Origin of the sequence: Pseudomonas frederiksbergensis, from assembly GCF_001952935.1 — a bacterium.
GTDB lineage: Bacteria > Pseudomonadota > Gammaproteobacteria > Pseudomonadales > Pseudomonadaceae > Aquipseudomonas > Aquipseudomonas frederiksbergensis.
Map to the genome: position 1 here is coordinate 5206996 of NZ_CP018319.1, position 24608 is coordinate 5231603.

The following is a 24608-nucleotide window of genomic DNA, read 5'->3' on the forward strand; positions in this document are numbered from 1 at the left end:
GAAGGGCAGATAGCGGCCGATTCTGTTGAAAAATTGGCTCAGGCCTGGTCAAAGGCAATAATTATTGGCCGTTGTTGATGTGGTGTCTGACAGATCGCCATCGCGAGCAAGCCCGCTCCCACAGGTAATCTGCGCCCAGCACAAATCTTATTCTCACTGGAGATCAACTGTGGGAGCGGGCTTGCTCGCGAAGAGGCCCGAACTGCCACTGCAAAAACATCAGGCAACAAAAAAGCCCCGCCAGGCGCAATGCCGGGCAGGGCTTCGATGACTCAAGAACCGCGCTTACGCGACGTTCATGATCTTGTGCTCATCAATCAAATGCTGCACCACACCCGGATCCGCCAGGGTGGAGATATCCCCCAACCCATCGTATTCGGCCGTGGCAATCTTGCGCAGAATGCGGCGCATGATCTTGCCCGAACGGGTTTTCGGCAGGCCCGGCGCCCACTGGATGACATCCGGCGAGGCAATCGGACTGATCTCCTTGCGCACCCAGTTTTTCAGCTCCAGGCGCAGTTGCTCGCTTGGCTCTTCGCCACCGATCAACGTGACATAGACATAGATGCCTTGCCCCTTGATGTCGTGCGGCACACCGACCACGGCCGCTTCGGCGACTTTCGGGTGGGCGACCATCGCGCTCTCGATCTCGGCGGTGCCCATGCGGTGGCCGGACACGTTGAGCACGTCATCCACGCGACCGGTAATCCAGTAGTAACCGTCTTCATCACGACGCGCACCGTCACCGGTGAAGTACATGCCGCTGAACGTCTTGAAGTAGGTGTCGACGAAGCGGTCATGGTCGCCATACAGCGTGCGAGCCTGGCCTGGCCACGAATCCAGAATCACCAGGTTGCCCTCGGCAACGCCTTCGAGGATGTTGCCCAGGTTGTCCACCAACGCCGGCACCACGCCGAAGAACGGACGTGCCGCCGAACCCGGCTTGAGCGCGTGCGCACCCGGCAGCGGGCTCATCATGTTGCCGCCGGTTTCGGTCTGCCACCAGGTATCGACGATCGGGCAACGGGACTGGCCGACGTTCTTGTAGTACCAATCCCACGCTTCCGGGTTGATCGGCTCGCCGACCGAACCCAACAGGCGCAGGCTGCTGCCATCGGCGCCTTCAACGGCGGCCTTACCCGACGCCATCATCGCGCGGATGGCGGTGGGGGCGGTGTAGAGAATGTTGACCTTGTGCTTGTCGACGATTTTCGCCACCCGGGTGATGTCCGGGTAGTTAGGCACACCTTCGAACAGCAGCGTGGTCGCGCCATTGGCCAGCGGGCCGTAGACGATGTAACTGTGGCCGGTGACCCAACCGACGTCGGCGGTGCACCAGTAGACTTCGCCCGGACGGTAGTCGAACACGCGTTCGTGAGTCATCGCCGCGTACAACAGGTAGCCGGCGGTGGTGTGCTGCACGCCCTTCGGCTTGCCGGTCGAACCGGAGGTATAAAGGATGAACAGCGCTTCTTCCGCGCCCATTTCTTTCGGTGCGCAGACACTGCCCGCCACTTTCATCAAGTCTTCGTACCAGATGTCGCGATGCTGGTTCCACTTGATGTCGCCACCGGTGCGCTTGCACACGATGACTTTCTGGATGCTGCTGGTTTCCGGGTTGGTCAGCGCATCGTCGACGTTGGTCTTGAGCGAAATCTTCTTACCGGCACGAATGCCTTCGTCGGCGGTGATCACCACTTTGGATTTGCAGTCGATGATCCGACCCGCCAGGGCTTCCGGTGAGAAACCACCGAACACCACCGAGTGAATCGCGCCGATCCGGGCACACGCCAGCATGGCGACTACGGCTTCGGGGATCATCGGCATATAGATAGTCACCACGTCACCGCGGTGCACATCCTGGCCGCGCAAGGCGTTGGCGAACTTGCAGACTTGTTCGTGCAGCTCGCGATAGGTGATGTTGCGGCTTTCGGCAGGGTCATCCCCTTCCCAAATAATCGCCACTTGATCGCCGCGCTCGGCCAGATGACGGTCGAGGCAGTTGTAGGAAACGTTCAGGGTGCCGTCGGCGAACCATTTGATGTCAACATGGTGATCGTCGAAGGAGGTCTGTTTCACCGTGGTGAAAGGCTTGATCCAGTCGAGGCGCTTGGCTTGCTCGCGCCAGAAGCCGTCCGGGTTAACGACGGACTGCTGGTACATGGCCTTGTAGGTCGCCTCGTCAGTCAGCGTGTTGGCCAGAACCTCGGGACGAACGGGATACAGAGAAGCCGCACTCATCTTTTTTACCTCGGTGGAATAGTTGTTCTTGTGGTCTGTAACGGGTTTGGAGCCCAAGTATTCGGGCCATTGCAAAACTCAAATCCTGAAGCGATTGAGCAGTTTGTCCTGCTGGCCGACGTGGTCCACCATCACTGAACATTGGCGAACCTGTTTATCCGCACTGCCGGAAACTTCAAGACTGATATCGCGGATGTTGGTCGTGTTGCGATTGATTTCTTCGGTCGTGGCGCTTTGTTCTTCAGCCGCTGCGGCAATCTGCAGGTTCATGTCATTGATGCGATAAATCGCCTCACGGATGCGCTCGAGGGTGTCATTGGCTGCATTGGCATCCCCGGCCGTCTTGCTGGCCGTGTCACGGCTCTGCTGCATTTGCACTTGGGCGTGTTTCACGCCCGTCTGCAACTGGTCGATCATCTCGCGTATTTCCTGCGTGGATTGCTGGGTTCGTGAGGCCAGTGAGCGCACCTCATCAGCCACCACGGCAAAACCGCGACCTGATTCGCCGGCACGTGCCGCCTCGATGGCTGCATTGAGCGCGAGCAAATTGGTTTGGTCGGCGATGCTGGTGATGACCGCCACGATGGATTCGATGCTTTGACTGAGCGTGGACAACTCATTGATCGCATGACCGGTGGCGTCCATCTCCTCAGCCAAACGCTTGATCGCCCCCGTCGACCTGGAGACCAGGGCAACCCCGTCTGCTGTTTCCTCGTTGGCAGCGATCGCCGCTTCGGCCGCGGCTTGAGCGTTGCGCGCCACATCCTCGGCGGTCGAGGCCATCTCGGTCATGGCGGTGGCCAGTTGATCCAGTTCTTGTAATTGGACCTGTACGCGGTTGGCTGCCTGATCCGCTTCACACGACGTCGCTGTGGTGCTCTCGCGGACGTGTTGCGAGCTGTTCTTCACCGCGCCAATGAGCGTTTTCAGGTTCTGCAGGAACTGGTTGAACTCCCCGGCGACCAGCGCAATTTCATCGTTGCCGACCACGGGCAGTTGGCGGGTCAGGTCGCCTTCTCCGCGATTGATGTCGGCCAACGAGTCCTTGAGTTGATCCAGGGGTCGCAGCAGCCGCCTTACCAGCAGACCCAGCACCAACAGGCTAATCAGCACGCCCAGGCCGGTCCCGATGACGGCCCGCCAACTCAGGATGTGGGCTGCGGCCATCACGATGTCCTGATCCAGTACCACACCGATGTACCAATCCATGCCCTTGAGATTGGAGAGCGGAATGAAGGACACCAGGAGGGACTTTCCACCGCTGCTGACCTCCTGAAGCTGACTGTCGAGAGGCAGAGCGCTGCCTGCGAAAAGCTGGTTGTAGGGCTTGCCGTTCAGTTCAGCGTCCGGGTGGGAAATAATGTTGCCATTTTTGCTCAGCAAGAATGCATAACCGGCCCCACCGAAATCCAGTGTATTGATGGCGTCGGCAACCGTATTCAGGCGGATGTCACCACCCAGTACGCCAAGAAACTGACCAGCATCGCTGATCCTGGTGACGACCGAGATCAGGATTTCGTTGGAGGTCGAGGCCTTGTAGGGCTCGGTTAAAACGGCCTGGTTGCCCGCCTTGCCGGTCGCGTACCAAGGTCGCGAGCGACCATCATAATCAGGCTTTGGGTTCCAGGATGCGTTGTTCTTGATGGGTTTGCCATCGGACTGAAGGGCACCGAATACCACTTCGAATTGGTCCTGCAATATTGGGGATTCGATAATGCGTTGGGTGGCTTCCGGGCTGTACTGGCTGTCGATGGCCTGGGCCGTCAAGTCAATCAGGCGAAGTTTGCCGTTCAGCCAATTTTCAATCTGCCGTGCCACCGCATTGCTCGACTCGGAGATACTTGCCTCGACCTGGTGACGCAAAATCGTACGTATCTGCTCTACCTGAACCAGCGATAGAAGACTGGTTGTCACGAACAGCACACAAGCAGCCACAAGGCTCACCTTGTAACGGATTTTCATCGAGGACTCCAAAGGATCGATCAAGGGGAGCAGGGCATCCAGTCCTTGAATGTCAGGTGTGTCATTGAGGACGCCTTCGCGAGCAAGCCCACTCCCACATTGGTTTTGTGAACGCCACAGATCAAATGTGGGAGTGAGCCTGCTCGCGATGGCCATCTGAAGGGCGACGCAGAAACAACTGCATCGCCCACGCTTTTTAGAAGAAGCCCAACGGATTGATGTCGTAGCTCACCAGCAGGTTTTTGGTCTGCTGATAGTGATCGAGCATCATCTTGTGGGTTTCACGACCGACGCCGGATTTCTTGTATCCGCCGAACGCGGCATGCGCCGGGTACAGGTGGTAGCAGTTGGTCCACACACGACCGGCCTTGATCGCGCGGCCCATGCGATAGGCGCGGTTGATGTCGCGGGTCCAGAGACCGGCGCCGAGGCCGAACTCGGTGTCGTTGGCGATGGCCAGGGCTTCGGCTTCGTCCTTGAAGGTGGTGATGCTCACCACCGGGCCAAAGATTTCTTCCTGGAACACGCGCATTTTATTGGTGCCCTTGAGCAGGGTCGGCTGGATGTAATACCCGGTCGCCAGGTTGCCCTCGAGTTTTTCCACCTTGCCGCCGGTCAGCAGCTCGGCGCCTTCGCCCTTGGCGATTTCCAGGTACGACAGGATTTTGTCGAATTGCTGCTCGGACGCCTGGGCGCCGACCATGGTGTCGGTGTCCAGCGGGTCGCCACGTTTGATCGACAGGACTTTCTTCATCACGACTTTCATGAAGTCGTCGTAGATCGACTCTTGCACCAAGGCGCGGGAAGGGCAGGTGCAGACTTCGCCCTGATTGAAGAACGCCAGCACCAGGCCTTCGGCGGCTTTTTCGATGAAGGTTTCTTCGGCTTGCATGATGTCTTCGAAGAAGATGTTCGGCGACTTGCCACCCAGCTCCACGGTGGACGGAATGATGTTTTCGGCGGCGCATTTCATGATGTGCGAGCCGACCGGGGTCGAGCCGGTGAAGGCGATCTTGGCGATGCGTTTGCTGGTGGCCAGCGCTTCGCCGGCCTCTTTACCGAAGCCTTGCACCACGTTCAGCACGCCCGGCGGCAGCAGGTCGCCGATCAGCTCCATCAGCACGGTAATGCCCAGCGGCGTTTGCTCAGCAGGCTTGAGCACCACGCAGTTACCGGCCGCGAGCGCCGGGGCGAGTTTCCAGGCGGCCATCAGGATCGGGAAGTTCCACGGAATGATCTGCCCGACCACGCCCAGCGGTTCATGGAAGTGATAGGCCGCGGTGTGTTCGTTGATTTCGGCCGAGCTGCCTTCCTGCGCACGGATGCAACCGGCGTAGTAGCGGAAGTGGTCCACGGCCAAGGGGATGTCGGCGTTGAGGGTTTCACGTACGGCTTTGCCGTTGTCCCAGGTTTCGGTGACGGCCAGCAGTTCCAGGTTCTGTTCGATGCGGTCGGCGATTTTCAACAGCGCTAAAGAGCGGTCCTGTACCGAGGTTTTACCCCAAGCATCGGCGGCCGCATGGGCAGCGTCCAGGGCCTTTTCGATGTCTTCGGCCGTGGAACGCGGGAATTCGGCAATCGGTTGGCCATTCACTGGCGAGGTAGTGGTGAAGTACTGACCGTTGACCGGTGCGACAAACTCACCGCCGATGTAGTTACCGTAACGGGACTTGAAGGAAACGATGGCACCGGGAGTGCCTGGGTGGGCGTAGTTCATGGTGAGGTTCTCTTGTTGTTTTTTGGTTGTGACCGCCTGTGAGACGGCCACTGTCAGTTACACAAGCCGTGCGGAATCAGGAACCCTGGGGCGTTTCTCCGCGTGCCAGGCGGGCATTGATGTCTTCGATGACGGCAGGTAGATCGACGATGGTGTCGATCAGGTAGTGCGGACGAGAGCCTTCGAACATTTTGACGATGCGCGCGCGTTCCTCGGCCAATTCCTCCAGGGACAAATCCTTGAATTCTTCATAGGTCAGCCCCAGTGCGTTGCCGGAACAGGTCAGCGCGACCGTCCACATTCCGGCGCTACGACCTTCGAGAATGCCGGGCCAGGTGTCATCGACTTTCACGCAGGCGGCGACATCGCTGATCCCCAAAGCAATCACGTTGGCCAGCGCCTGAGCCGGGTGCGGACGGCCATTGGGCACTTCGTCAGTCGCCACGACGTAGTCGGCGACGTAGCCGTTTTTGCGCGCCAGCTCGACGACTTTTTCCATGACCACCGCTGGGTAACCGGAGCACGAACCGATTTTCAGACCCTTGTCGCGCAAGGCATCAATCGTATCCAGCGCACCAGGAATCAGCGCCGAGTGCAGGGCGATCTTTTCGATTTGCAAGGGCATGAAGCGCTCGTAAAGCGCGGTGACATCGTCATCGGTCGGCAGGCGATCGAAGGCCGCACGGTAGCGTTCGGCGATCTGTGGCTGGTTGCAAAGCGTGCGGATGTGATCCCACTTGCCCATGCCCATCGGTCCACGGGCTTCGGCCAGGGAAACTGCAACGCCAAACTCGGCGAAGGCTTCGACGAAAATTTGCGTAGGGGCAAAGGAACCGAAATCAACGACGGTGCCTGCCCAGTCCAGGACCACGGCTTGCAGTTGGGAAGGTTGTTTGTAGTTCATGATGATCGCTCCAGCGAAGGGTAAGTGGGTACTGCGAGTTCAGGAGTTGGTGCCGACGATGACCGGTTGTACCGGGATCGAGACAGACAGTTGGCTTTCCACAGTTTTCGGCCGGCTGTTCCAAAACGGCAGCAACATCAAGATGGCCAGGAGTGCAGCGCCGGTGAACACCATGAACACGGTGATGGTGTCGAAGTAACCCGGCAGCAGGCCGCCGAGGACCGCACCGACCGAACCACAACCGTTGACGAAACCTGCGGCGGACGCCGCTCCGTCCTTGCTGCCGAAGTCGATGGCCGCCGAGCCACTGATCATCGAGTCCGGCCCGTAGAGCGTCAGGCCCATCATGAACAGCAGGCCGACCACCAGGTACAGACTTCCGCTTTGCATGGCGGGAACGAACAGAGCCAGGCAAACGGTGAGGACCACCAGGCTGAGGACACACGCCGGTATACGACGGGCGCCGAAGTATTTATCTGATGCGATACCGATGAGGATGGGACCGATCAGTCCCGCCAGTTCAAAGGAGGTCGGGACGATGGCGGAGGCGACCTTGCCAATCTCGGGCATGCGTTCGTAGATGATTACCGGGCCCCACAAGAGGATGGCGTAGCGCGCGGGTTTGAGCATGAAATAGGCAAGGCCGAGAACCAGCACGGTTCGATTTTTCATCACGGTGCGCAAGCCAGCCCACATGCTTTCACGCGGAACTACGACATTGCTGACGGGTTCGATCTCGATCTCGACAGGAGGCAGACCTACGTCTTCCGGTTGGTTGCGTTGCAGGAAAAAGAACAACACCGCCACCACCAGCACCACGACGGCGCTGCTGATGAACGCTATGCGCCAGTCGTGGTAGGCGTTGTAGGCCCACCAACCAGCAAACGGAGTAGCCACCATCCCGCCAAAGGCATAAGAGGTGCTCCAGTACCCCAGTACGCGGCCACGCACGCCTGTACTGAAGAAACTGCCGACGTTCTTGCATAGACCTGACCAGCCGGTGGACTGAGCCAGACCTTGTACCAGCATGCAGGAGACGAAAATCGGCAAGGTGGCGTAGGTACCCATGAGTAGCGCCGCCAGGGCCGAGATGACGAGGCCGCTCAGCACCACGACTCTTGGCCCAAAGCGGTCAGAGAAGTTGCCCCAAAGAAACTGGCCCACGGCATAGGCCGTCAGGTAGAGGGCGTCGAGATTGGCCATCATGGCTTTTTCGAGCATGAAGTTCGGGTCTTCGCCAATACCAAGCTTGGCGACGGAGAACGCTTTGCGGGTGAAATAGAAACCGGCGTATGCCACCCAAGTGATGAGGAAAATCTGCACGCGCCAACGCTGGAGTGATTTCCAGCCGGTTGCGAGAGGACTTGTGGTGTTCTTGTTCATGGTGTTCTGATCCCGTATGTGGTGCCAGACAGCGCAAATTAATTGGTTTTTGTTTTTGTTTTTGTTTTTGTTTTCGGTGCAGAAGGCCTGTCCACGCACACGGCATCGATTCGATGGCGGTGAGGATGGCATCAGGCTTCACGTATTAAATTGCCGCGGTCGCTGACTCCTGCCCGGCGCTGCCGAGCGATACGTCACCGAATCCATGGTTCAAAAAAAGATCCCCGCCCAGCGGCGCTACCCATTGCACCTATGCTCGAATCGGCAGGGATCTTGAAAGGGGTCGTCAGGCTGCCGGTTTTGGCATGTCCACGCCCATCGCCACGAGGCTGTCAGCAATGGCACGCAGCAGTTGGTGAACGATGTATTCGTCGATCTGACCGATGCATCCGATGCGGAAGCTTTCGGCCTGGGTCAGCTTGCCCGGGTAGATGATGAATTGGCGGGTCTTGAGCTCATCGTAGAAACGCATGAACTCAAAGTTCGGATGCTCGGGGCAAAAGAACGTGGTGATGATCGGCGACAGCCAGCAGTCTTCCAGCAGGGTCCGGAATCCCAGTTCACGCATGCCGCTCACCAGCACGTCGCGGTTGCGTGTATAGCGCGCCTGACGACCTAGCACTCCGCCTTCGATCGCGTGCTGTTCGAGCGCTTTGTGAAACGCCACCACACTGTGGGTCGGTGGAGTGAAGCGCCACTGACCGGTGCGCTCCATGTAGACCCATTGCTCGTAGAGGTCGAGGGACAGCGAGTTGGCGCGACCCTTGGCGGACTCCAGTACGCTGCGACGGATGATCACGAATCCGAAGCCCGGGATGCCCTCGATGCACTTGTTGGCCGAAGACACCAGCACATCGAAAGGGATTTCTTTGACGGTCACCGGCACAGCGCCGAAGGTGCTCATGGCGTCGATGATCAAGCTCTTGCCGTGGGCCTTCACCACGTCGGCGATCTCGCGCAGCGGGTTGAGGATGCCGGAGCTGGTTTCGCAATGAACCAAAAACACATGGGTCACGTCCGGATTGGCCGTGAGCAGGGCATCAACTTCATCGGGCTGCGGTGGCAGGTAGTCGCCCTTGTCCAGAGAGATGAAGGCGCGGCCGAGATATTCCAGGGTTTTGGTGGCGCGCTGGCCGTAGGCGCCATTCATCAGCACCAGGGCTTTGCCATCTCGCGGGATGGCGGTGGCCAGGGCGGCTTCAACCGAATAACTGCCGCTACCTTGCAGAGGCACGCAGGCGAAGCTGTCGTCCTCTACGCCGGCCATGCTCAGCAATTTCTGGCGAACCTCAGCGGTGACCTGATTGAAGGCACCGTCCCATGATCCCCAGTCGCGAAGCATGGCTTCCTTGGTGGCTTTGGAGGTGGTGAGCGGGCCAGGGGTCAGCAGGTAGGGTTCACCCAGCGCTGGGGTTGCCAGCGGTTGAGTGGTCGGGAATTCGGCTTTGGTCATGATCTTCTCCGGCAGTATTGTTTTTGTGGTGAGGAGTGATGCATGGGTGGATATAAACAATGATTTAGAAATAAGAAAAATCGTTTTATTGTATTTCATAAATAAGCTGAGCTTATTAGTGGCACCTATCGATTTGGCCGATACAGATCTCGAATCAACCGATTTGAACAATGCTTCCAGAGCGGTAACTCTTCGTACATTTCAGACATCTACGGTTGAGGGAACGAAGAGGGTGGACGATCATCAACGCCGCCGAACGCGGCGTGGTACAGGGGGTAGCAGTGGGTCCACACACATGACCCATGCGATACGCGCGATTGAGTCAGTTGTGGCCATCCATGGACGGCCACTGTCAGTTTCAGCAGGTGGCGTCAGGAACCTTGAGGGGTTTCACCGCGCGCCAGGCGGGCATTGATGTCTTCGATGACGGCCGGCAACTCGACGATGGTGTCGATCAGATAGTGCGGGCGAGAACCTTCGAACATCTTGGTGATGCGGGCACGTTCTGCGGCCAGCTTGTCGGAGGGCAGGGCCTTGAACTGATCGTAGGTCAAGCCCAGTGCGTTGCCGGAACAGGTCAATGCGACGGTCCACATGCCGGCGCTACGACCTTCGAGAATGCCGGGCCAGGTGTCGTCGACCTTCACGCATGCGGCGACATCGCTGATCCCCAAAGCAATCACATTAGCCAATGCCTGCGCCGGGTGCGGACGACCATTGGGCACTTCGTCGGTTGCTACTACGTGGTCGGTGACGTAGCCGTTTTTCCGCGCCAGCTCTACTACTTTCTCCATCACGACTGCGGGATAACCGGAACACGAACCGATTTTCAGGCCCTTGTCGCGCAACGCATCGATGGCGTCCAGAGCCCCGGGAATCAGCGCCGAGTGCAGGGCGATTTTCTCGATCTGCAGCGGCATGAATCGCTCGTAAAGTGCCGTGACATCGTCATCGGTCGGCAGGCGATCGAAGACCGCACGGTAGCGTTCGGCGATCTGTAGCTGGTTGCAAAGCGTGCGGATGTGATCCCACTTGCCCATGCCCATCGGACCGCGAGCCTCTTCCAGTGAGACAGCAACGCCAAACTCGCCGAACGCCTCGACGAAGATCTGAGTCGGTGCGAAGGAACCGAAATCAACGACGGTGCCTGCCCAGTCCAGGACCACGGCTTGCAGTTGGGAAGGTTGTTTGTAGTGCATGGTGAATCTCCAATTTCGGGTAGGGGAAGGCCGTCCCTCTTGTCACCAGGAGGTAAGCCAATTGATTGTTGAAACGCGTTACGGAATCAGGTGGTCGGTATGGGACTGGAGTCGAACAACTCCGCGATCATCGGCCGGTTTCTGCGAATACCCAGGCAGCACAGGTGGTAGTCGATTGAAAACGGGTGATCGACAAAGGTGATCGGCTTGGTGCCTGGCGTTTCGGCGTACTCGACGGCAGACACGAAACCGATACCGATGCCCTTGGCGATGGCGTGGACGATCGCCTCGCGACTGTTCAATTGCATGACACAGTTCAGATCGACGCCAAGACGCTTGCAGCTTTCTTCCACCAGTTGCCGGGTGCGTGAGCTTTTTTCCCTCAAGACCCACTTTTCGTCGCTGATCTGCTCGACGTACACCTCTTTCTGCCGGGCCCAGGGATGGTCGTCGCGAACCACCGCAATAATCGGATAGCGTCGATAAAGCTGCGTATCAAAGCGCTGGTCGAATTCGGAGAGCGCAAGAATCGCCACATCGATATCGAAGTTGAACAGGCGATCCAGCGTTTCTTTTTCGGGAGAAAACGACGTTTCCAGTTCAATGTCCGGATGCCGCTGCATCAATTCGTAAGTCAGGTTCATCGCAATGGGCGGGGAGACCGCGCCCAAGCGCAGCATCCCGGTTTTGCGTTGCTTGAAACTTTGCAGAAGTTGCACGGCTTCATCCTCTTGGCCGAATAGCCCTTGGGTGATCGCATAGAGCTTGTGCCCCGCCGAACTCATTTCGATAAAACGGCCTCGACGATGAAAGAGTTCCACGGAGAACTTCTTCTCCAGCGCGTTGACCTGTTCACTGACAGTCGGCTGACCAACGCTCAGGTACTCGGCGGCGAGGGTGAAACTGCCAGTCTTCGCCACCGCATGAAAGGAACGTAGCCACTTGTGGTACTGGTACATAGAAGATCCTGTTCCCGAGCCGCCGCTGTTGATACAAGCCTCTGTGCCGGGCCATCAACGTCTGATGAACAGCGCGACCACCGCGCTGCACAGGCATGCAGCCGTAACCACGATGAAGATCAAAGACGTGTTGCCGGTACTGTCGAGCATACTGCCGATCAGCGGTTCCGCCAGGCCGGCGAACAGATAGGACGAGAAGTTCATCACGCCGGTTGCCGTGCCCGCGCGCTTTGCGCCGACCAGGTCCGGGCAGAGTGCCCAGAAACTCGACGCCGGGCCGTAGACGAAGAAACCGCAAAGGAACAACGCTACAAGACCGGTCGCGCTATGAGGTGCAAGGGTCCACATCCACAGGCTCGTACCTGCCCCCAGGAACATGTAGAGCATGATCGCCAGGTAGCGTTTGGAGCCGAACAGCTTGTCCGATATCCAGCCATTACTGAGCGCACCGATGGCCATGCCCACTGGCAGGGCAACCGTGATCCACTTCGGATCGATCATGCTGTCGCCGGTTTTCCAGTTGGCCCCCAGAAAGTGCACCGGTACCCAGACGATCAAGCCATAGCGAGCGGCGTTCTGAAAACCCAGGGACACTGCAGCGATGATCAGACGAAAGTTCTTCAGCACGGCTTTGTAGCGTTGCACGGAGGTTTCGACTTCGCCGTGTGCCACTTCATGATTTTTGTCATCGGCATTGGCGACGCCGGTGTCGGAGAGCGGTTCGAAACCCATGTCCTGCGGACGTTCACGCGCCACCAGGTAGAAAATGATGCCACCCGCCAGCATCAGCAGCACGGGCAACCGGAAGATCCAGCGCCACTCCAGTTGCAGCACCTCGAGCACCACGATGGAGGTCACATAAGAAAGGACCGAGGCGCAACCGGCGGCGAACACGTAAAGGCCATAGACCTTGCCGCGCTCACCGGTGCTCCACCAATTGGAGATCAATCGACTGCCTGGCGCCCAGCCCAATGCCTGGAAGTATCCATTGATGCCCCAGGGCAGGATCAACGCGGAAAAACTACTGGCGAAGCTGGTCACCCAGTTGGCGCCGCAGGACAGTACGGCGCCAAGGGTCATGATGCGTCGGCCGCCGAACTTGTCGGCGAGGTTGCCGTTGATGGCCTGGCCAATGGCATAGGCCCAGAGCATTGCAGCCGATGCCCACCCAAGGTGTTCCTTGGTAAAGCCGAACTCGGCCTGAATGCCTGGAATGGCAAAACCGAAGGTTTGTCGGCCGGTGTAGAAAAACAGATAACAGAACATGGCAGCCAGCAGCATGCGCCACTGAGCGACTCGAAACGACGAGGTGGATGCTGCGATACCTGGCATGGTTTGGGCACGATACATGATCTTTTCCTTATTATTGTTCGGTCCCTCCGAATGTCGTCGGAGGGTGCACTCTTTTGTGGGTGCAGCAGGAAATCGTCGCGGTTCGTTACGCCGCTGGCGGTGCTTGGTTGGGCTGGCAGATGCTAGGCGGCTTGTGAACCGATGAAGTTCTTGCCGCGTGCGCCTTGCATGGCGAAATTGATCATCTCTTCAGCCTCCTTTGCCGTTACGCCGTAGTCGGCAAATTCGGTTTTCACGTCAAGACTGTGCAAGAACTCGCGCAACTGGCTTTGAGCCTTGTGCAAGTCATTGCCGAAAATTCGTTGAAGGGTTCGGTCGCGTGCTTCGTCATGGCCCCAGGCAAGGCCCAGAACCAGCGGGAGGGTGAAGGAGCAGGCGATGCCATGGGGCAACCCGTGATGCAAGGTCATCTCGTAGGAAATGGAGTGAGCCAGTGCAGTTTTGGTATTGGAAAATGCCAGCCCGGCCTTGAGTGCCGCGAGCGCCATCCTGGAGCGCAGATCCTTGTTGGACAAATCACGGCGCAGCAATGGCAAGCAGTGCAGGATGTCCTCAATGGCAGAGATAGCGTAGGTGTCCGAAATCGGATTGGCATTGATGTTCCAGATCGACTCCAGCGCATGCGACAGGGCATCGAGGCCCGTAGAAACGGTGACGCCAGCCGGAACCGTCAGCATCAACTGCGGATCGACAATGGCCACTTTCGGCCAGGTGCATTCCAGGTGCAGGGAGTATTTCTTGTGGCTGGCCGAGTCCCAGATAGTGGCCCATGGGGTGACTTCGCTTCCGGTACCCGCCGTAGTCGGGGCTGCAATCAGTAACTTGCTGCGCGCCGGGACGAAGGGTTTACCGGTTGCCAGCAACGCGAGCAACTCATCGAAGCAACCCGATTCGGTACCCACGATCAATGCCTTGGCGGTATCGATGGCGCTGCCACCGCCTACGGCAACGACCATATGGCAGTCGCCGGCTTCTTGCCAAAAACGCTCATAGGTATCGCGTAACTGAGCCACATCCGGATTGGGCTGGACATCCTCGATGATGTACACCAGCCGGTCGCCCAGCAGGTCCTGAATGCGATCCACTAATCCCAGCCCACGAGCTTCGGGAAAGGTCACAAGAGCGACTTTCTGGTTTTCGGTGATTTCGGCAAGTTCGAGAAGGCTGCTCCAGCCGAAGCGGGTATCAACTGGATTGTGGAAGCGGGCAATCATGGCGGGGCCTTTATTTTTGTTGTTGAAGGTGGCCCATGATCGAGGACCCTCAACAACAGCTCAAATCGATAAATCGCAGGCTTTCATCGGCTGAGCCGATACCAGATGCAGGGGGGCGTTGATTGCAGGTGACGTATTGAGTAGGTGGGTCTTGTTCCGGGGCACACGGAATCGTGACGCTTGTGGCGTTACGATCCGCGCACTAATGGAGTCAGCGCTTAATCAATAATGACAGTACGGCGCTCGCCGCACAGAGCCCCGCAGAGCGCACCAACCAGTTCTACCCGGACCCACGTATCCCCAAGAGTGGACGGGCAGAGTTGAGCGACTACCGTAGCCAGCATCCGGCGGTGGACCGCGGCCATCAATTCCCGGCAGCCGATGCACCGAACCCCAATGCAATGGCCCAATCCTTTGCGCTGTCGAACATGGTGCCGCAATACCCCACCAACAACCGGAAGATCTGGAGCAAGGTCGAGGCGGATGTCAGGAAATTTGCCAAGCGCGCCGATGGCAATGTTTTTGTCTTTACCGGCCCGCTCTTTGACTCAGGCCACACCACCGTCGGCAACAACAAGGTCTGGGTGCCGACCCGCCTGTTCAAGCTGGTTTACGACGCATCGTCCAAGCGTGCCTGGGCCTACGTTCTGCCCAACACTGAAACCCGTATCGAGAGACCGATGGACTATGGCGCTTTCGTGAAGAGTACCGGGCTCAATTTGCTGGGGAATCTACCGGTCACAGGTTCCGTAGGGCGCTCTTGATGGTTTGATGAATTGCACCCCAAAGGCTGGATGCAACCGATGGGGTGTTTCATTCACGGATAAATAGCGGCTCACTCAGATGCGAGCGCGGCGTTCCCCCGGACCTGTTGGGTGTCAGCGGCCGTCTGGCGACCCACCTTGAACCATGCAGCGTACAATGCCGGGACGAAGAAAATCGTCAGCAGTGTTGCCACGGTAAGGCCGCCCATGATCGCGATTGCCATGGGGCCCCAGAACACACTGCGCGTTAACGGGATCATTGCAAGCACGGTGGCCAGCGCCGTCAGCATCACTGGCCGGGCTCGGTGGACGGCGGCATCCAGCACAGCATTCCACGGGTCGCGCCCTTCAGTGATCTCGATTTGCACTTGATCGATCAGGATCACAGCGTTGCGCATGATCATGCCACCCAGTGCGATGATCCCCAGTATCGCAACAAAGCCCAGCGGCGACTGGAATACCAGCAGCGCTGGCACCACTCCGATCAAGCCCAGCGGTGCGGTCAGCACCACCATCCACATGCGGGAGAAGTTCTGCAGTTGCAGCATGAGTAATAGCAGGATGGTGATCAGCATCAGTGGGGCCACCGCGATCAGCGCCTTGTTGGCCTTGTCACTTTCCTCAACGGCTCCACCCGTGTCGATGCGGTAGCCCGACGGCAGCTTCGCTTCGATTTCCTTGAGTAACGGCTGGATCTCCTGAGTCACCGAAACACCTTGTTCGCCATCCTTCACGTCGGCCCGCACCGTGATTGCCATATCGCGGTTGCGGCGCCAAAGCACTGGCTCTTCCAGTTCAGCGCGCACCTGTGCGACTTGCGACAGCGGTACCACCGTGCCCTGGCGCGTGTAGAGGTTGATGTCTTTCAGTGTGTCGAGGCTCAGGCGCTCAGCGGGCACGGCACGGGCGACGATGTCGATCAGGTTCTCGTGCTCACGCAGCTGCGACAAGGTAGCGCCGTTCATCACGGTCTGGGTCGCCAGCGACACGTCGGCCGGCGTGAGGCCAAGCGCGCTCGCCTTGTCCTGATCAAGCTCGACCTTCAGCGTGCGCACCGGGTCGTTCCAGTCGAGCTGGAGGTCGCGCACCTTCGGGTTGGACGCAATCACGTTCTCCACCTCACGGGCGATCTGACGCACCTTCTGGGTATCAGGCCCTACGACGCGGAACTGCACCGGGTAGCCGACAGGTGGCCCCAACTCGAGCCGGGTCACGCGCACCCACGCCTGGGGGAATTGTTGGTCAGCCGAGGCCACCAGCCGCGCACGTACCCGCTCGCGTGCATCCAGGTCCTTGGTCATCACAACGAACTGTGCAAATCCAGGATTGGGCAGCTCGGGGTTGAGCGAGAGATAGAAACGCGGTGCGCCGGCGCCGGTGTAGGCGGTATAGAAACGCACGTCCTCGTCCTTCGCCAGGATCTCCTCCATGTGCTTGACCTGCTCGGTCGTCGCGGCGAACGAGGACCCTTCCTTGACGCGCAGGTCAATGACCAGTTCAGGGCGCGAACTGTTGGGGAAGAATTGCTGCGGCACCAGCTTGATACAGGCCAGAGCAAGCACCAGAGCGGCAACCGTCGCACCGATGACCACCCAGCGACGCTCGATGGCGGCGTCGATCAGGCGGCGCAGGCTGCGGTAGAACTTCGTGTCGTGCGGATCACCGTGCTGGTGCTTGCCCAAGTCGTTGGGCAGCATCTTGCCCGCCAGATACGGCGTGAAAATACCGGAACAGATCCACGAGAACAGCACTGCGGCGCCGACGATCCAGAAAATGCCACCCGCGTACTCGCCAGTGGTGGACTTCGAGAGGCCGATCGGCAGGAAGCCCACGACCGTTATGAGTGCGCCGGTCAGGCGCGGCATGGCGGTGGACTGATAGGAGAAGGCGGCCGCCTTCACGCGGTCCATGCCGGTTTCCATTTTCGCCACCATCATCTCGATGGCGATGATGGCGTCATCCACCAAAAGTCCCAAGGCGATAATCAGTGAGCCGAGCGAGATGCGCTCGAGGTTCCAGCCCATCGCCAGCATCACCAGCGCCACGCCGCCCAGCACCAGCGGCACCGTGGCCGCGACCACGAGGCCTGCCCGCCAGCCCAGGCTGGCCAGGCTCACCGCGATCACGATGATCAACGCCTCGGCCAGTGCGCGACCGAAGTCCAGGATTGCATCCCTCACCGTGGTGGGCTGGTCGGCCACGAGTTCAAGTTCCACGCCATGCGGGAGCTCCAACTGGATCTTGGCGACGGCCGTGTCCATCGCCTTGCCAAGGTCCACGATGTTGCCGTCGCTGGACATCGTGATGCCAAGCATCAGCACGGGCTCGCCGTTGTGGCGGACCGTGTAGGTGGGCGGATCCTCGAAACCACGTGTAACGGTCGCAATGTCACCGAGCTTGATCTGCCGGCCGCCCGCGGCGATGGGCACGTTGCGGATAGCCGCTTCGCTGGCGAACTGGCCGCTCACGCGCACCATGACGCGGTCGCCGCGGGTGTCGATCTGGCCTGCGGGCACCATGGCGTTCTGGCTCTTGAGGCTTTCGGCAATGGCCAGTGGTGTGATGCCCAGCGCGGCCAGGCGCTCGTGCGAGAACTCGACGTAGACACGCTCGGCCTGCTTGCCGATGAGATCGATCTTCTTGACCATCGGCACCTTCAGCATCTGGCGCTTGATGTCCTCGGCCGCGTGCGACAGGTCGGCGTGACCGACGCCGTCGCCCTTGATGGCGTACATCAGGCCATATACGTCACCGTACTCGTCGTTCAGGATGGGGCCGATCACGCCGTCAGGCATCTCGAGGCTCAGGTCGTTGAGTTTCTTGCGCGCCTGATACCAGGCTTCGCGCTGGTCAGCCTTGGAAGTGCCGCCGCGCACGGTGAGCGTCATACCTGCATAGCCTTGCCGTGCGTAGGTGACCACCTTCTCGAAGTTGTCGATCTGCTCGAATTTCTTCTCCATGCGGTTGAGGACCTGGTCCTGCAACTGCTGGGCAGTGGCGCCCGGCCAGATGACCATGGCGGTCATGGAAGGCACGGAAAAGTTCGGATCCTCGAGCTGGCCGAGCCGGGTGAAGCTGAAGGCGCCAGCCACCGCGACAATGAGGAGCATGAACAGAACGATGGCGCGATGGCGCAGCGCCCAGTCGGTGAGGTTGAAGTTGTTCATCGGGCGGCCTGCTGCGTGGTATTGGCGTCAACGATCGCCGCACCTGGCAGCGCGACCTTCAGTCCGGACGTCATCTTCTGGACGCCGGCGGTGACGACCAATTTGCCAGCCTGCAGCCCGGAGACGAGTACCTCGTCGTTGCGGTAACCCCAAACTGCCACACGCTCCAGATCGACGATGCCTACCGGATCCTTGCCCGTGGGCGTGACCACCCACAGCGCCGGCTGACCGCCGATCTGCGTCAATGCCGTGGCTGGCACTGCCGCCACAGAGACACTTGTCATGACTCGCTCGGCCATCACCGTGGCGGTGGCGCCCAGCGGCAGCGCCTGCAACGGTTTGAGCCGCGCGCGATAGGTGCGCGTCTGCGCTGCAGCCTGTGGTGACAGCTCGCGCAGCGTGACATCGAAGATCTCGTTCGGCGCACTGGCCAGCGAGGCCTTGAAGCGCGCGTCCTTGAAGACGGCCAGTTGATCCTCGGGCACGTCGATGAGGATCTCGGATTCGCCCGGATTCGCGATCGAGACAACCGGTTGCCCCTCCGGTACGACCTGTCCGGCCTCAAAGCGGACAGCCGTGACGACGCCGCTATGCGAGGCGCGCAGCACGGTGTACTTGAGCCGGTTGCGTGCGAGTTCGAGTTTTCGCGCCTCGGCCTCGGCGGTCGCATGCGCGGTTTGGGCATTGGTCTGCGCGCGCTCGGCGTCGGCCGCACTGACCGAGCCGTCAGCCTTCAACGCAGTCAGACGTTGGCGGTCCGAGTCGGCCTGGCGCGTCTGCTCGACGGCAACCGTCCACTGTTGTCGCGACGCTTCTTCGGCGAGGCGGTAGTCGGCATCATCCAGTACAGCCAGTATGTCGCCTTCGCGCACAAACTGGCCTACCTCTACCTTGCGCTGGGCGACCTTCCCGCCCACGCGGAAGGCCTGGTCGACTTCATGCCGTGATTGCACGGTGCCCACGTAGCGACTGATGTCGCGGGCATTGTCGTAGCTGATTTCAACAGTGCGAACCGGTCGTGGCGTTTGCACGGTCGGCTTGTCCGGGCTGCACGCGCAAAGCATGACGGCGACGGCCAGGGCGCCGGCCGCAGTAAGGGAGGTTTTCAAGGCGGTTCCTCTAGTAAAACGGCAGATTCTTAAGAAAGGGGTGGCAGGTCGGCTTTGGTGGCTGCGGTGGGAGTAGCGGGTTGTTCGAACACCTGCCAGCCCCCGCCCAGTGCCTTATAGAGCTGCACGCTATCGATCAGCAGGCGGGTGTTGCTTTCGTTGGAATTCAAGCGTGCCGCCAGGCGCGCGCGCTGCGAATCCAGAAGTGGCAACAGGTCGATCTGCCCGCGGTTGTAGAGCGACTGGGCGCGGTTCTGTGCAGCCTCGGCGGACGCGGCGGCCAATTGCAGCGACCCGGCGCGGCGCCGCTCTTGCGCCAGCGTGACGAGGGCGTTCTCTACATCTTCGAGCGCCCGCACGATGCCGTCTTCGGCGCGCAGCAGCGCCTCTTTTTGAGCACTTTCGGCCGCATCGTTGATTGCTTGCGTGCGCCCGGCGTTAAAGAGCGGCATCGCCAGCAAACCCGCCACGTTAGTGAAGCGTGCAACGCCGAGATCGGCGCCGTTCAGGCTCAAGCCCTGGCGGCCGAAGGAGGCGTCGAGGAACAGCCGCGGAAACCACTCGGCCGCGGCCTGCTTGCGGCGCGCATTGGCTGCATCGAGCTGCGCCATCAACGCCAGCACGTCAGGTCGACGTTGCAGCAGCTCTGCGGGCTGGCCTGGCTTGGCCTCGGGCACCACTGCCACATCGCTGATCGAAGACTGGATGTTCGCGGTATTGAAGGACTGGTCGGCAATCAGCACCGCAATACGATGGCGCGACACAGCCACCTGTGTTTCCAGCGGCGGAATCTGCGCCCGCGCCGACAAGGCGTCGGTCTGCGCGCGTTCGACGTCGAAGGCCGAGGCCAGCCCCGCCTGCTGGCGAGCGACAACCAGACGCAGCGTCTCGTCCTGCATCGCTGAGATGGCGCGCAGTGTCGCGACCTGGCGTTGCGCGCCGAGCAGTGTGAAGTAATTGCTGACGACGTCGCTCATCACCAGCAGGCGTACGCCGCGCATGCTGTGCTCCGCGGCCATCGCATCGGCGTCAGCCGCCGCTGCGCCGGCGCGCAAGCGGCCGCTCAGGTCGAGCTCCCACGAGACGTCCAGCCCCGCACTGGTGGTCTTGGTATCCGGATAACCCTGTTTCGTGGCCGAGCTGTAGCCGCTGCTGCGATCGCTGCCGGAGGCGGATGCGCCGACACTCGGGAACAGCCATGAGCGGCTGACCGTTTCGCCAGCACGCGCGGCGTGCAGGCGCTCGGCGGCAATCTTGACGTCGCGACTCTCGCGCGCGGCTCGGCGCACCAGATCCGTCAGCACCGGGTCGTGGTAAACCTCCCACCATGCCGCCTCGGGTTCCATTTCGGAGGCCGTGCTCGCGGCGAAGTTGCTCGGTAGGTCTACCGACGGCGTCAGCACCTCCGTGGAGCAACCGGTCAGGATCAGGGCGATGGACGCGGCAAGCGCCGCACTCTTTACGACACCGATTACGCGTTCGGCATGTTGCAGGGGCGTCTGCCCGGTGTTGCGGGTCAACAGGTGGAAGTTTGGAAGTCGCGGCATCGGATTGGGCTCGTGCAAATTCGAGGTGGCATCAGCGTAGGGCCCGGTGTGCGCGAAGTCGTCAGCGAAGGGTCGCCGTTCGGTCGCCATATCGAGCACTCGTTCGTGGTGGAGGCGTCACTCGCCGCCGGTATCTGCCGTGTGCTCGCCGGCTGTCACCGCGAGGTCCGAGGCAATCGACTCCAACAGCTCTTCGGCGGAGGAAAATTCGCGCTGTCGTCCGGTGACCAGGTTTTCGAGGCGGCCCACCAGGGCCCCCGGCGCGGCGTCGCTACGCAGCTTCACTACGTACGAGCGGCGGCTCGGGTATTTGGATTCAGGGTTCAGGATCATCGCGGACCAGGGGGCAAGAAAGTTCGACGACAGCGTAAGCGTCCCCCTGGGGCGAGTCGTAAGCGAAAGGTCAGACTTCGGTCGGGACAGTAATCCTTACCGCAGAGAAATCGCGCCGCTTCACGCCGGCTTGGCAGCGTGAATCAGCGAGCGCGCACGTTTCGCCAGCTCGGTTCCGTCAGTTTCCGGCGACTGGTCAACCAGCGTGGCCAATACCTGTTGGTCCTCGGCCGTAGCGTCAGGGTGCTCGCACAGTTCGACCAGCGCTTGCAGCTCCAGCCACGGTGCTTCCTGGGCGCGAGCCTCTTCAACTGCGCGCCGCACCGCAGCGATGCCGGCGTCGGGCTGACCCTGCGCTCGCGAGATCGCTGCCTCCAGCAGCAATAGTTGCGGCAGGTAGACGCGCTCGCCCAGTTCTTCGCCCACCCGAAATGCTTCCTGCAGCTCGACTTGCGCTGCGTTGCAATCACCTGCGAGCAGCAGCGCCTCGGTGGCGTAGCCGAGCACCTCGCTGGCACCGGAGCGCATTCCAAGCCCGGTGTGTTCTTCATAGGCCTCGCGGATGCGACGGTAGCCGTCGCGCGGTGCACCGTTGCGCGCGTCGGCCCAGCCGCGCCACCAGCGGCAAGCCGTACGCCCGAGTGCGAGTGAATATTCATCGACCAGCGCCTGCATGTCGTCGGCCAGCGCAGCCACACGCACGTGGTTTCCCATCCGCACCTCGATCAACACCTCCTGCCAGGCGGCGACCAGCCAGGTCATGGGCTGGCGCAACGCCTGCGCGCGTGCCCGCGCTTGCTGCATGTGGATTCGGGCTTGCTCGATCAGACCAGAACGCACGAGTTCTATAGCCAGCATGCCATGCAGCATGACCTGAGGATCAGCCGCAAAAATCTCGTTCGTCCCGATGTCCAGCGGTTCGGCGATCGCGAGGGCGCGTTCCAGCCAACGGCGAGTCGTTTTTGTGCGTCCCTGGAGGTGATGCACCTCGCCCCGAACGATGCACGCCGCCAGCAGGAGCTCTTGATCATTTGCGTCGCAGGAGAGGGTTTCAGCACGCTCCGCCACCTCGAGCGCCAACGCATAGTCGCCGCGCAGACCAAGCAGATAGCCGAACCCGTGCAGCAGACGACCGCGCATGGGGTGTTCGGGGACATCCGCCAACAGCCTGTATGCACGTTCGAAGGCGCTTTTGGCTTCACTGCCGACACCGAACATGTGGAAAGCCGAAACCCCTTGCAGCGTGGCCAGGGTAATTTCGAGCACATTGCGCTCCGTCCCTTCGGGAGCCTGCATCAACAGGACCAAGGCGCGCTCAGTGAGGCCAATGCACAAGTCCGGGCTGAAGTGCAGCAGCGCGGCTTCTGCGGCCTCGGCGTAGTAACGCAGCGCAATCATCGGCTGCCGAGCCCGGTCGAAGTGCATTGCCAGCTCCGAGGCAGCAACCGGCACGCCGGTCGTGCGCTCGCGTTCGAGGGCAGCGCCGACCTGGCGATGGAGTTGGGTGCGCAATGAGCGCGGCGTGCGGTCGTACAGCACCTGGCGGAAGAGCGCGTGTCGGAAAGAGTGGGGTGGCTCTAGCGTCTCCTCAACTTCTGTGGCCCGCGATCGTATGAGCCATACCTGTTCGCGTATCAGCTCTTCACAGGCGTGGACCACCGACGCGAGGTCTCGCTCGAGGGCCAGTGAAACCGTCTCGATGCGGAATTCGACCCCACACACCGCTGCGGCGGAGAGGAGGGTGCGTTGCTCGGGACCCAGCCTGGCGATGTAGTGATCAATGATGGTTGCGAGGTTTTCGGGAACCGCCAGATCCGCAAGCCGAGCCTCGATGGTGGCTTTGTCGTCCTTTGGGTCCATCACTTCACTGGTGATTGACGAAACGAACAACGGCACACCGTCGGTCCGCTCGTGCAGGGCGCGCACGAAGGTTTCATCGCGTGCCAGCGAGGTCGAACGCAACGCAATATAGGCAGCGACCTCGGTTTCCGAGAACGGGTCGAGCACCACTTCCTCGCACAGACGTTGCAGGCGCAGTTCGTGGCGCAAGGAGCTGAGGGGATGATCGAGCGCAACCACCTCGGCGAGGCGGAAGCTCGACAGCCACATCAGCCGCGTACGGCCACGTCGCCGTGCCACATAGTTGATGAGCTGGACCGTCGCCCGATCGCTCCAGTGCAGGTCTTCGGTCACCAGCATCAGCGGGCGCTGCTCCGTGTAGCGGTCCAGCAATTCACCCATTTCCCGGAGCATGCGGTCCGGGCCGACACCGGCAAGCTCGCGCCTCAATGCGTCTTTCTCCTGCGTGGTACTCAGCCACGGGAGTTGCAGCAGCCAGGTCGGTGCCACGGCGCGCATCAGCGCCGGCAGGGTGGGGTCGGTGCGGCACAGATCGGCTAACGCCTCTAGCACCGGCAGATACGGCTCGCCGACGCCGTAGTGCTCCACGCAATGGCCGCGTGCGCAGGCGATGTCGCCAAGGCCAGTGAGGAAATGTTCGATCAACGTGGTCTTGCCGATCCCCGGCTCTCCGGCGAGCCAAACCACGGCGCGCTGGCCGCCATTCGCCCGCTCCCAGGCCCTTTGCAGCCTCGCGACCTCGTCAGTGCGACCGATGAATGACGGTGACGAAGGTGTGCCGGTGGCTGTAACTGTCGCGGATGCAGGCGGTATCGAAAGTGCGGAGGAGGGCGGGGCGATGAAGCGATAGCCGCGCCGTGACACCGTCTCGATGAAACGAGGATGCCTGGGATCGTCGCCCAGTACCTTGCGCAGATCGCTAATGGCCGTCTTCAGGACCGAATCGCTGACGAACCGATGCCCCCACACGGCATCAAGCAAGGCATCCTTGGTCACCAGCGATCCTGGCTGGCGTGCCAGCGCGCATAACAACGTGAAGGGCGTCGGCGCCAATGCCACCGCTTGCCCATTGCGCGACAAACAGGCGTTGGACTCATCGAGCTCGAACTCGACGAAGCAGAGCAAGACTGGGTTGGGATGGGGCTGCGGACGTGCCACGGTTGATTCCTAAAGACTAGACAGAGTGTGCGCCGCGATCTTCACGAGGCCGTCTTCAGCTATGCCTCCAATGACAACGCTGATCAGCGCTGAAGCCAAGCGTCGCCGGTCGGAAACTGGCACACGCGCAAACCCGGTTCACGCCGCGCACTTCGGCTCGCCCCTTGGCTCCATCGCGGGTTGAGCATGATTCCAGAAAATAATGGCAAAAACATCAATATTGAAATATCTCTCAATATTGAATACCTTCACCTTGCCTGACGATGAGACCTCGCGTCTCACGAC

The 24608-nt window shown here is 60.4% G+C and carries 15 protein-coding genes and 2 pseudogenes; 1 reads left to right on the forward strand and 16 read right to left on the reverse strand.

Annotated elements, in window-relative coordinates; genetic code table 11:
• Positions 1–285: 285 nt before the first annotated feature.
• The 11 genes and pseudogenes from acs to psrA form a co-directional block, all read right to left on the reverse strand.
• A complete protein-coding gene (gene acs / locus PFAS1_RS24620; protein WP_076031595.1) occupies positions 286–2241 on the reverse strand; it encodes an acetate--CoA ligase in 1956 nt (651 codons plus the stop codon).
• A gap of 78 nt (positions 2242–2319) precedes the next feature.
• Entirely contained in the window at positions 2320–3033 is a 714-nt protein-coding gene (locus PFAS1_RS30460; RefSeq protein WP_404942671.1) for a methyl-accepting chemotaxis protein, read from the reverse strand.
• Positions 3034–3177: 144 nt separating this feature from the next.
• A pseudogene (locus tag PFAS1_RS30465) lies at positions 3178–4359 on the reverse strand (HAMP domain-containing protein); the annotation flags it as partial.
• 40 nt (positions 4360–4399) lie between these two features.
• Positions 4400–5920, reverse strand: a complete 1521-nt coding sequence (gene exaC, locus PFAS1_RS24630; RefSeq protein WP_076030881.1) for an acetaldehyde dehydrogenase ExaC — start codon at positions 5918–5920, stop codon at positions 4400–4402.
• A gap of 76 nt (positions 5921–5996) precedes the next feature.
• The gene (phnX, locus tag PFAS1_RS24635) at positions 5997–6824 is read right to left on the reverse strand and encodes a phosphonoacetaldehyde hydrolase (RefSeq protein WP_076030882.1); all 828 of its coding nucleotides are present in this window, start codon (positions 6822–6824) and stop codon (positions 5997–5999) included.
• 39 nt (positions 6825–6863) lie between these two features.
• On the reverse strand, positions 6864–8207 hold the full coding sequence (locus tag PFAS1_RS24640) for an MFS transporter (protein ID WP_076031596.1): 1344 nt from the start codon (positions 8205–8207) through the stop codon (positions 6864–6866).
• 286 nt (positions 8208–8493) lie between these two features.
• On the reverse strand, positions 8494–9660 hold the full coding sequence (locus PFAS1_RS24645; protein WP_083671766.1) for a 2-aminoethylphosphonate--pyruvate transaminase: 1167 nt from the start codon (positions 9658–9660) through the stop codon (positions 8494–8496).
• Positions 9661–10031: 371 nt separating this feature from the next.
• A complete protein-coding gene (gene phnX, locus PFAS1_RS24650) occupies positions 10032–10859 on the reverse strand; it encodes a phosphonoacetaldehyde hydrolase (protein ID WP_076030883.1) in 828 nt (275 codons plus the stop codon).
• An 86-nt stretch (positions 10860–10945) separates the two neighbouring features.
• The gene (locus tag PFAS1_RS24655; protein WP_008154442.1) at positions 10946–11818 is read right to left on the reverse strand and encodes a LysR substrate-binding domain-containing protein; all 873 of its coding nucleotides are present in this window, start codon (positions 11816–11818) and stop codon (positions 10946–10948) included.
• A gap of 54 nt (positions 11819–11872) precedes the next feature.
• Complete coding sequence (locus tag PFAS1_RS24660; protein WP_076030884.1) at positions 11873–13168, reverse strand: MFS transporter; 1296 nt, start codon at positions 13166–13168, stop codon at positions 11873–11875.
• A 125-nt stretch (positions 13169–13293) separates the two neighbouring features.
• The gene (gene psrA, locus PFAS1_RS24665) at positions 13294–14385 is read right to left on the reverse strand and encodes an iron-containing alcohol dehydrogenase PsrA (RefSeq protein WP_076030885.1); all 1092 of its coding nucleotides are present in this window, start codon (positions 14383–14385) and stop codon (positions 13294–13296) included.
• 263 nt (positions 14386–14648) lie between these two features.
• Between psrA and PFAS1_RS24670 the strand changes: the two are divergent.
• Positions 14649–15149: pseudogene (locus PFAS1_RS24670) on the forward strand (DNA/RNA non-specific endonuclease); the annotation flags it as partial.
• A 71-nt stretch (positions 15150–15220) separates the two neighbouring features.
• Here the strand turns inward: PFAS1_RS24670 and PFAS1_RS24675 are convergent.
• The 5 genes from PFAS1_RS24675 to PFAS1_RS24695 form a co-directional block, all read right to left on the reverse strand.
• Positions 15221–18316 (reverse strand): efflux RND transporter permease subunit, encoded by a 3096-nt coding sequence (locus tag PFAS1_RS24675; protein WP_076030886.1) that lies wholly within the window; start codon positions 18314–18316, stop codon positions 15221–15223.
• Positions 18313–19425 carry an efflux RND transporter periplasmic adaptor subunit gene (locus PFAS1_RS24680; RefSeq protein WP_076030887.1) on the reverse strand — a complete coding sequence of 371 codons (1113 nt, stop codon included), beginning with the start codon at positions 19423–19425 and terminating at the stop codon, positions 18313–18315. The genes PFAS1_RS24675 and PFAS1_RS24680 overlap by 4 nt, the downstream gene beginning before the upstream one ends.
• A 29-nt stretch (positions 19426–19454) precedes the next feature.
• Positions 19455–20972: an efflux transporter outer membrane subunit gene (locus PFAS1_RS24685; RefSeq protein WP_076031598.1), complete on the reverse strand. Its 1518-nt coding sequence runs from the start codon at positions 20970–20972 to the stop codon at positions 19455–19457.
• Between the two features lie 117 nt (positions 20973–21089).
• On the reverse strand, positions 21090–21305 hold the full coding sequence (locus PFAS1_RS24690; protein ID WP_076030888.1) for a hypothetical protein: 216 nt from the start codon (positions 21303–21305) through the stop codon (positions 21090–21092).
• Between the two features lie 120 nt (positions 21306–21425).
• On the reverse strand, positions 21426–24323 hold the full coding sequence (locus PFAS1_RS24695) for an AAA family ATPase (protein ID WP_076030889.1): 2898 nt from the start codon (positions 24321–24323) through the stop codon (positions 21426–21428).
• Between the last annotated feature and the right edge of the window lie 285 nt (positions 24324–24608).

Excerpts from the sequence above, each read along its gene's own strand:
- acs (WP_076031595.1), bottom strand. The coding sequence starts at position 2,241 with ATGAGTGCGGCTTCTCTGTATCCCGTTCGTCCCGAGGTTCTGGCCAAC.
- exaC (WP_076030881.1), bottom strand. The coding sequence starts at position 5,920 with ATGAACTACGCCCACCCAGGCACTCCCGGTGCCATCGTTTCCTTCAAG.
- PFAS1_RS24640 (WP_076031596.1), bottom strand. The coding sequence starts at position 8,207 with ATGAACAAGAACACCACAAGTCCTCTCGCAACCGGCTGGAAATCACTC.
- PFAS1_RS24645 (WP_083671766.1), bottom strand. The coding sequence starts at position 9,660 with ATGACCAAAGCCGAATTCCCGACCACTCAACCGCTGGCAACCCCAGCG.
- PFAS1_RS24685 (WP_076031598.1), bottom strand. The coding sequence starts at position 20,972 with ATGCCGCGACTTCCAAACTTCCACCTGTTGACCCGCAACACCGGGCAG.
- phnX (WP_076030883.1), bottom strand. The coding sequence starts at position 10,859 with ATGCACTACAAACAACCTTCCCAACTGCAAGCCGTGGTCCTGGACTGG.
- PFAS1_RS24655 (WP_008154442.1), bottom strand. The coding sequence starts at position 11,818 with ATGTACCAGTACCACAAGTGGCTACGTTCCTTTCATGCGGTGGCGAAG.
- psrA (WP_076030885.1), bottom strand. The coding sequence starts at position 14,385 with ATGATTGCCCGCTTCCACAATCCAGTTGATACCCGCTTCGGCTGGAGC.
- PFAS1_RS30460 (WP_404942671.1), bottom strand. The coding sequence starts at position 3,033 with ATGACCGAGATGGCCTCGACCGCCGAGGATGTGGCGCGCAACGCTCAA.
- PFAS1_RS24675 (WP_076030886.1), bottom strand. The coding sequence starts at position 18,316 with ATGAACAACTTCAACCTCACCGACTGGGCGCTGCGCCATCGCGCCATC.
- phnX (WP_076030882.1), bottom strand. The coding sequence starts at position 6,824 with ATGAACTACAAACAACCTTCCCAACTGCAAGCCGTGGTCCTGGACTGG.
- PFAS1_RS24690 (WP_076030888.1), bottom strand. The coding sequence starts at position 21,305 with ATGATCCTGAACCCTGAATCCAAATACCCGAGCCGCCGCTCGTACGTA.
- PFAS1_RS24660 (WP_076030884.1), bottom strand. The coding sequence starts at position 13,168 with ATGTATCGTGCCCAAACCATGCCAGGTATCGCAGCATCCACCTCGTCG.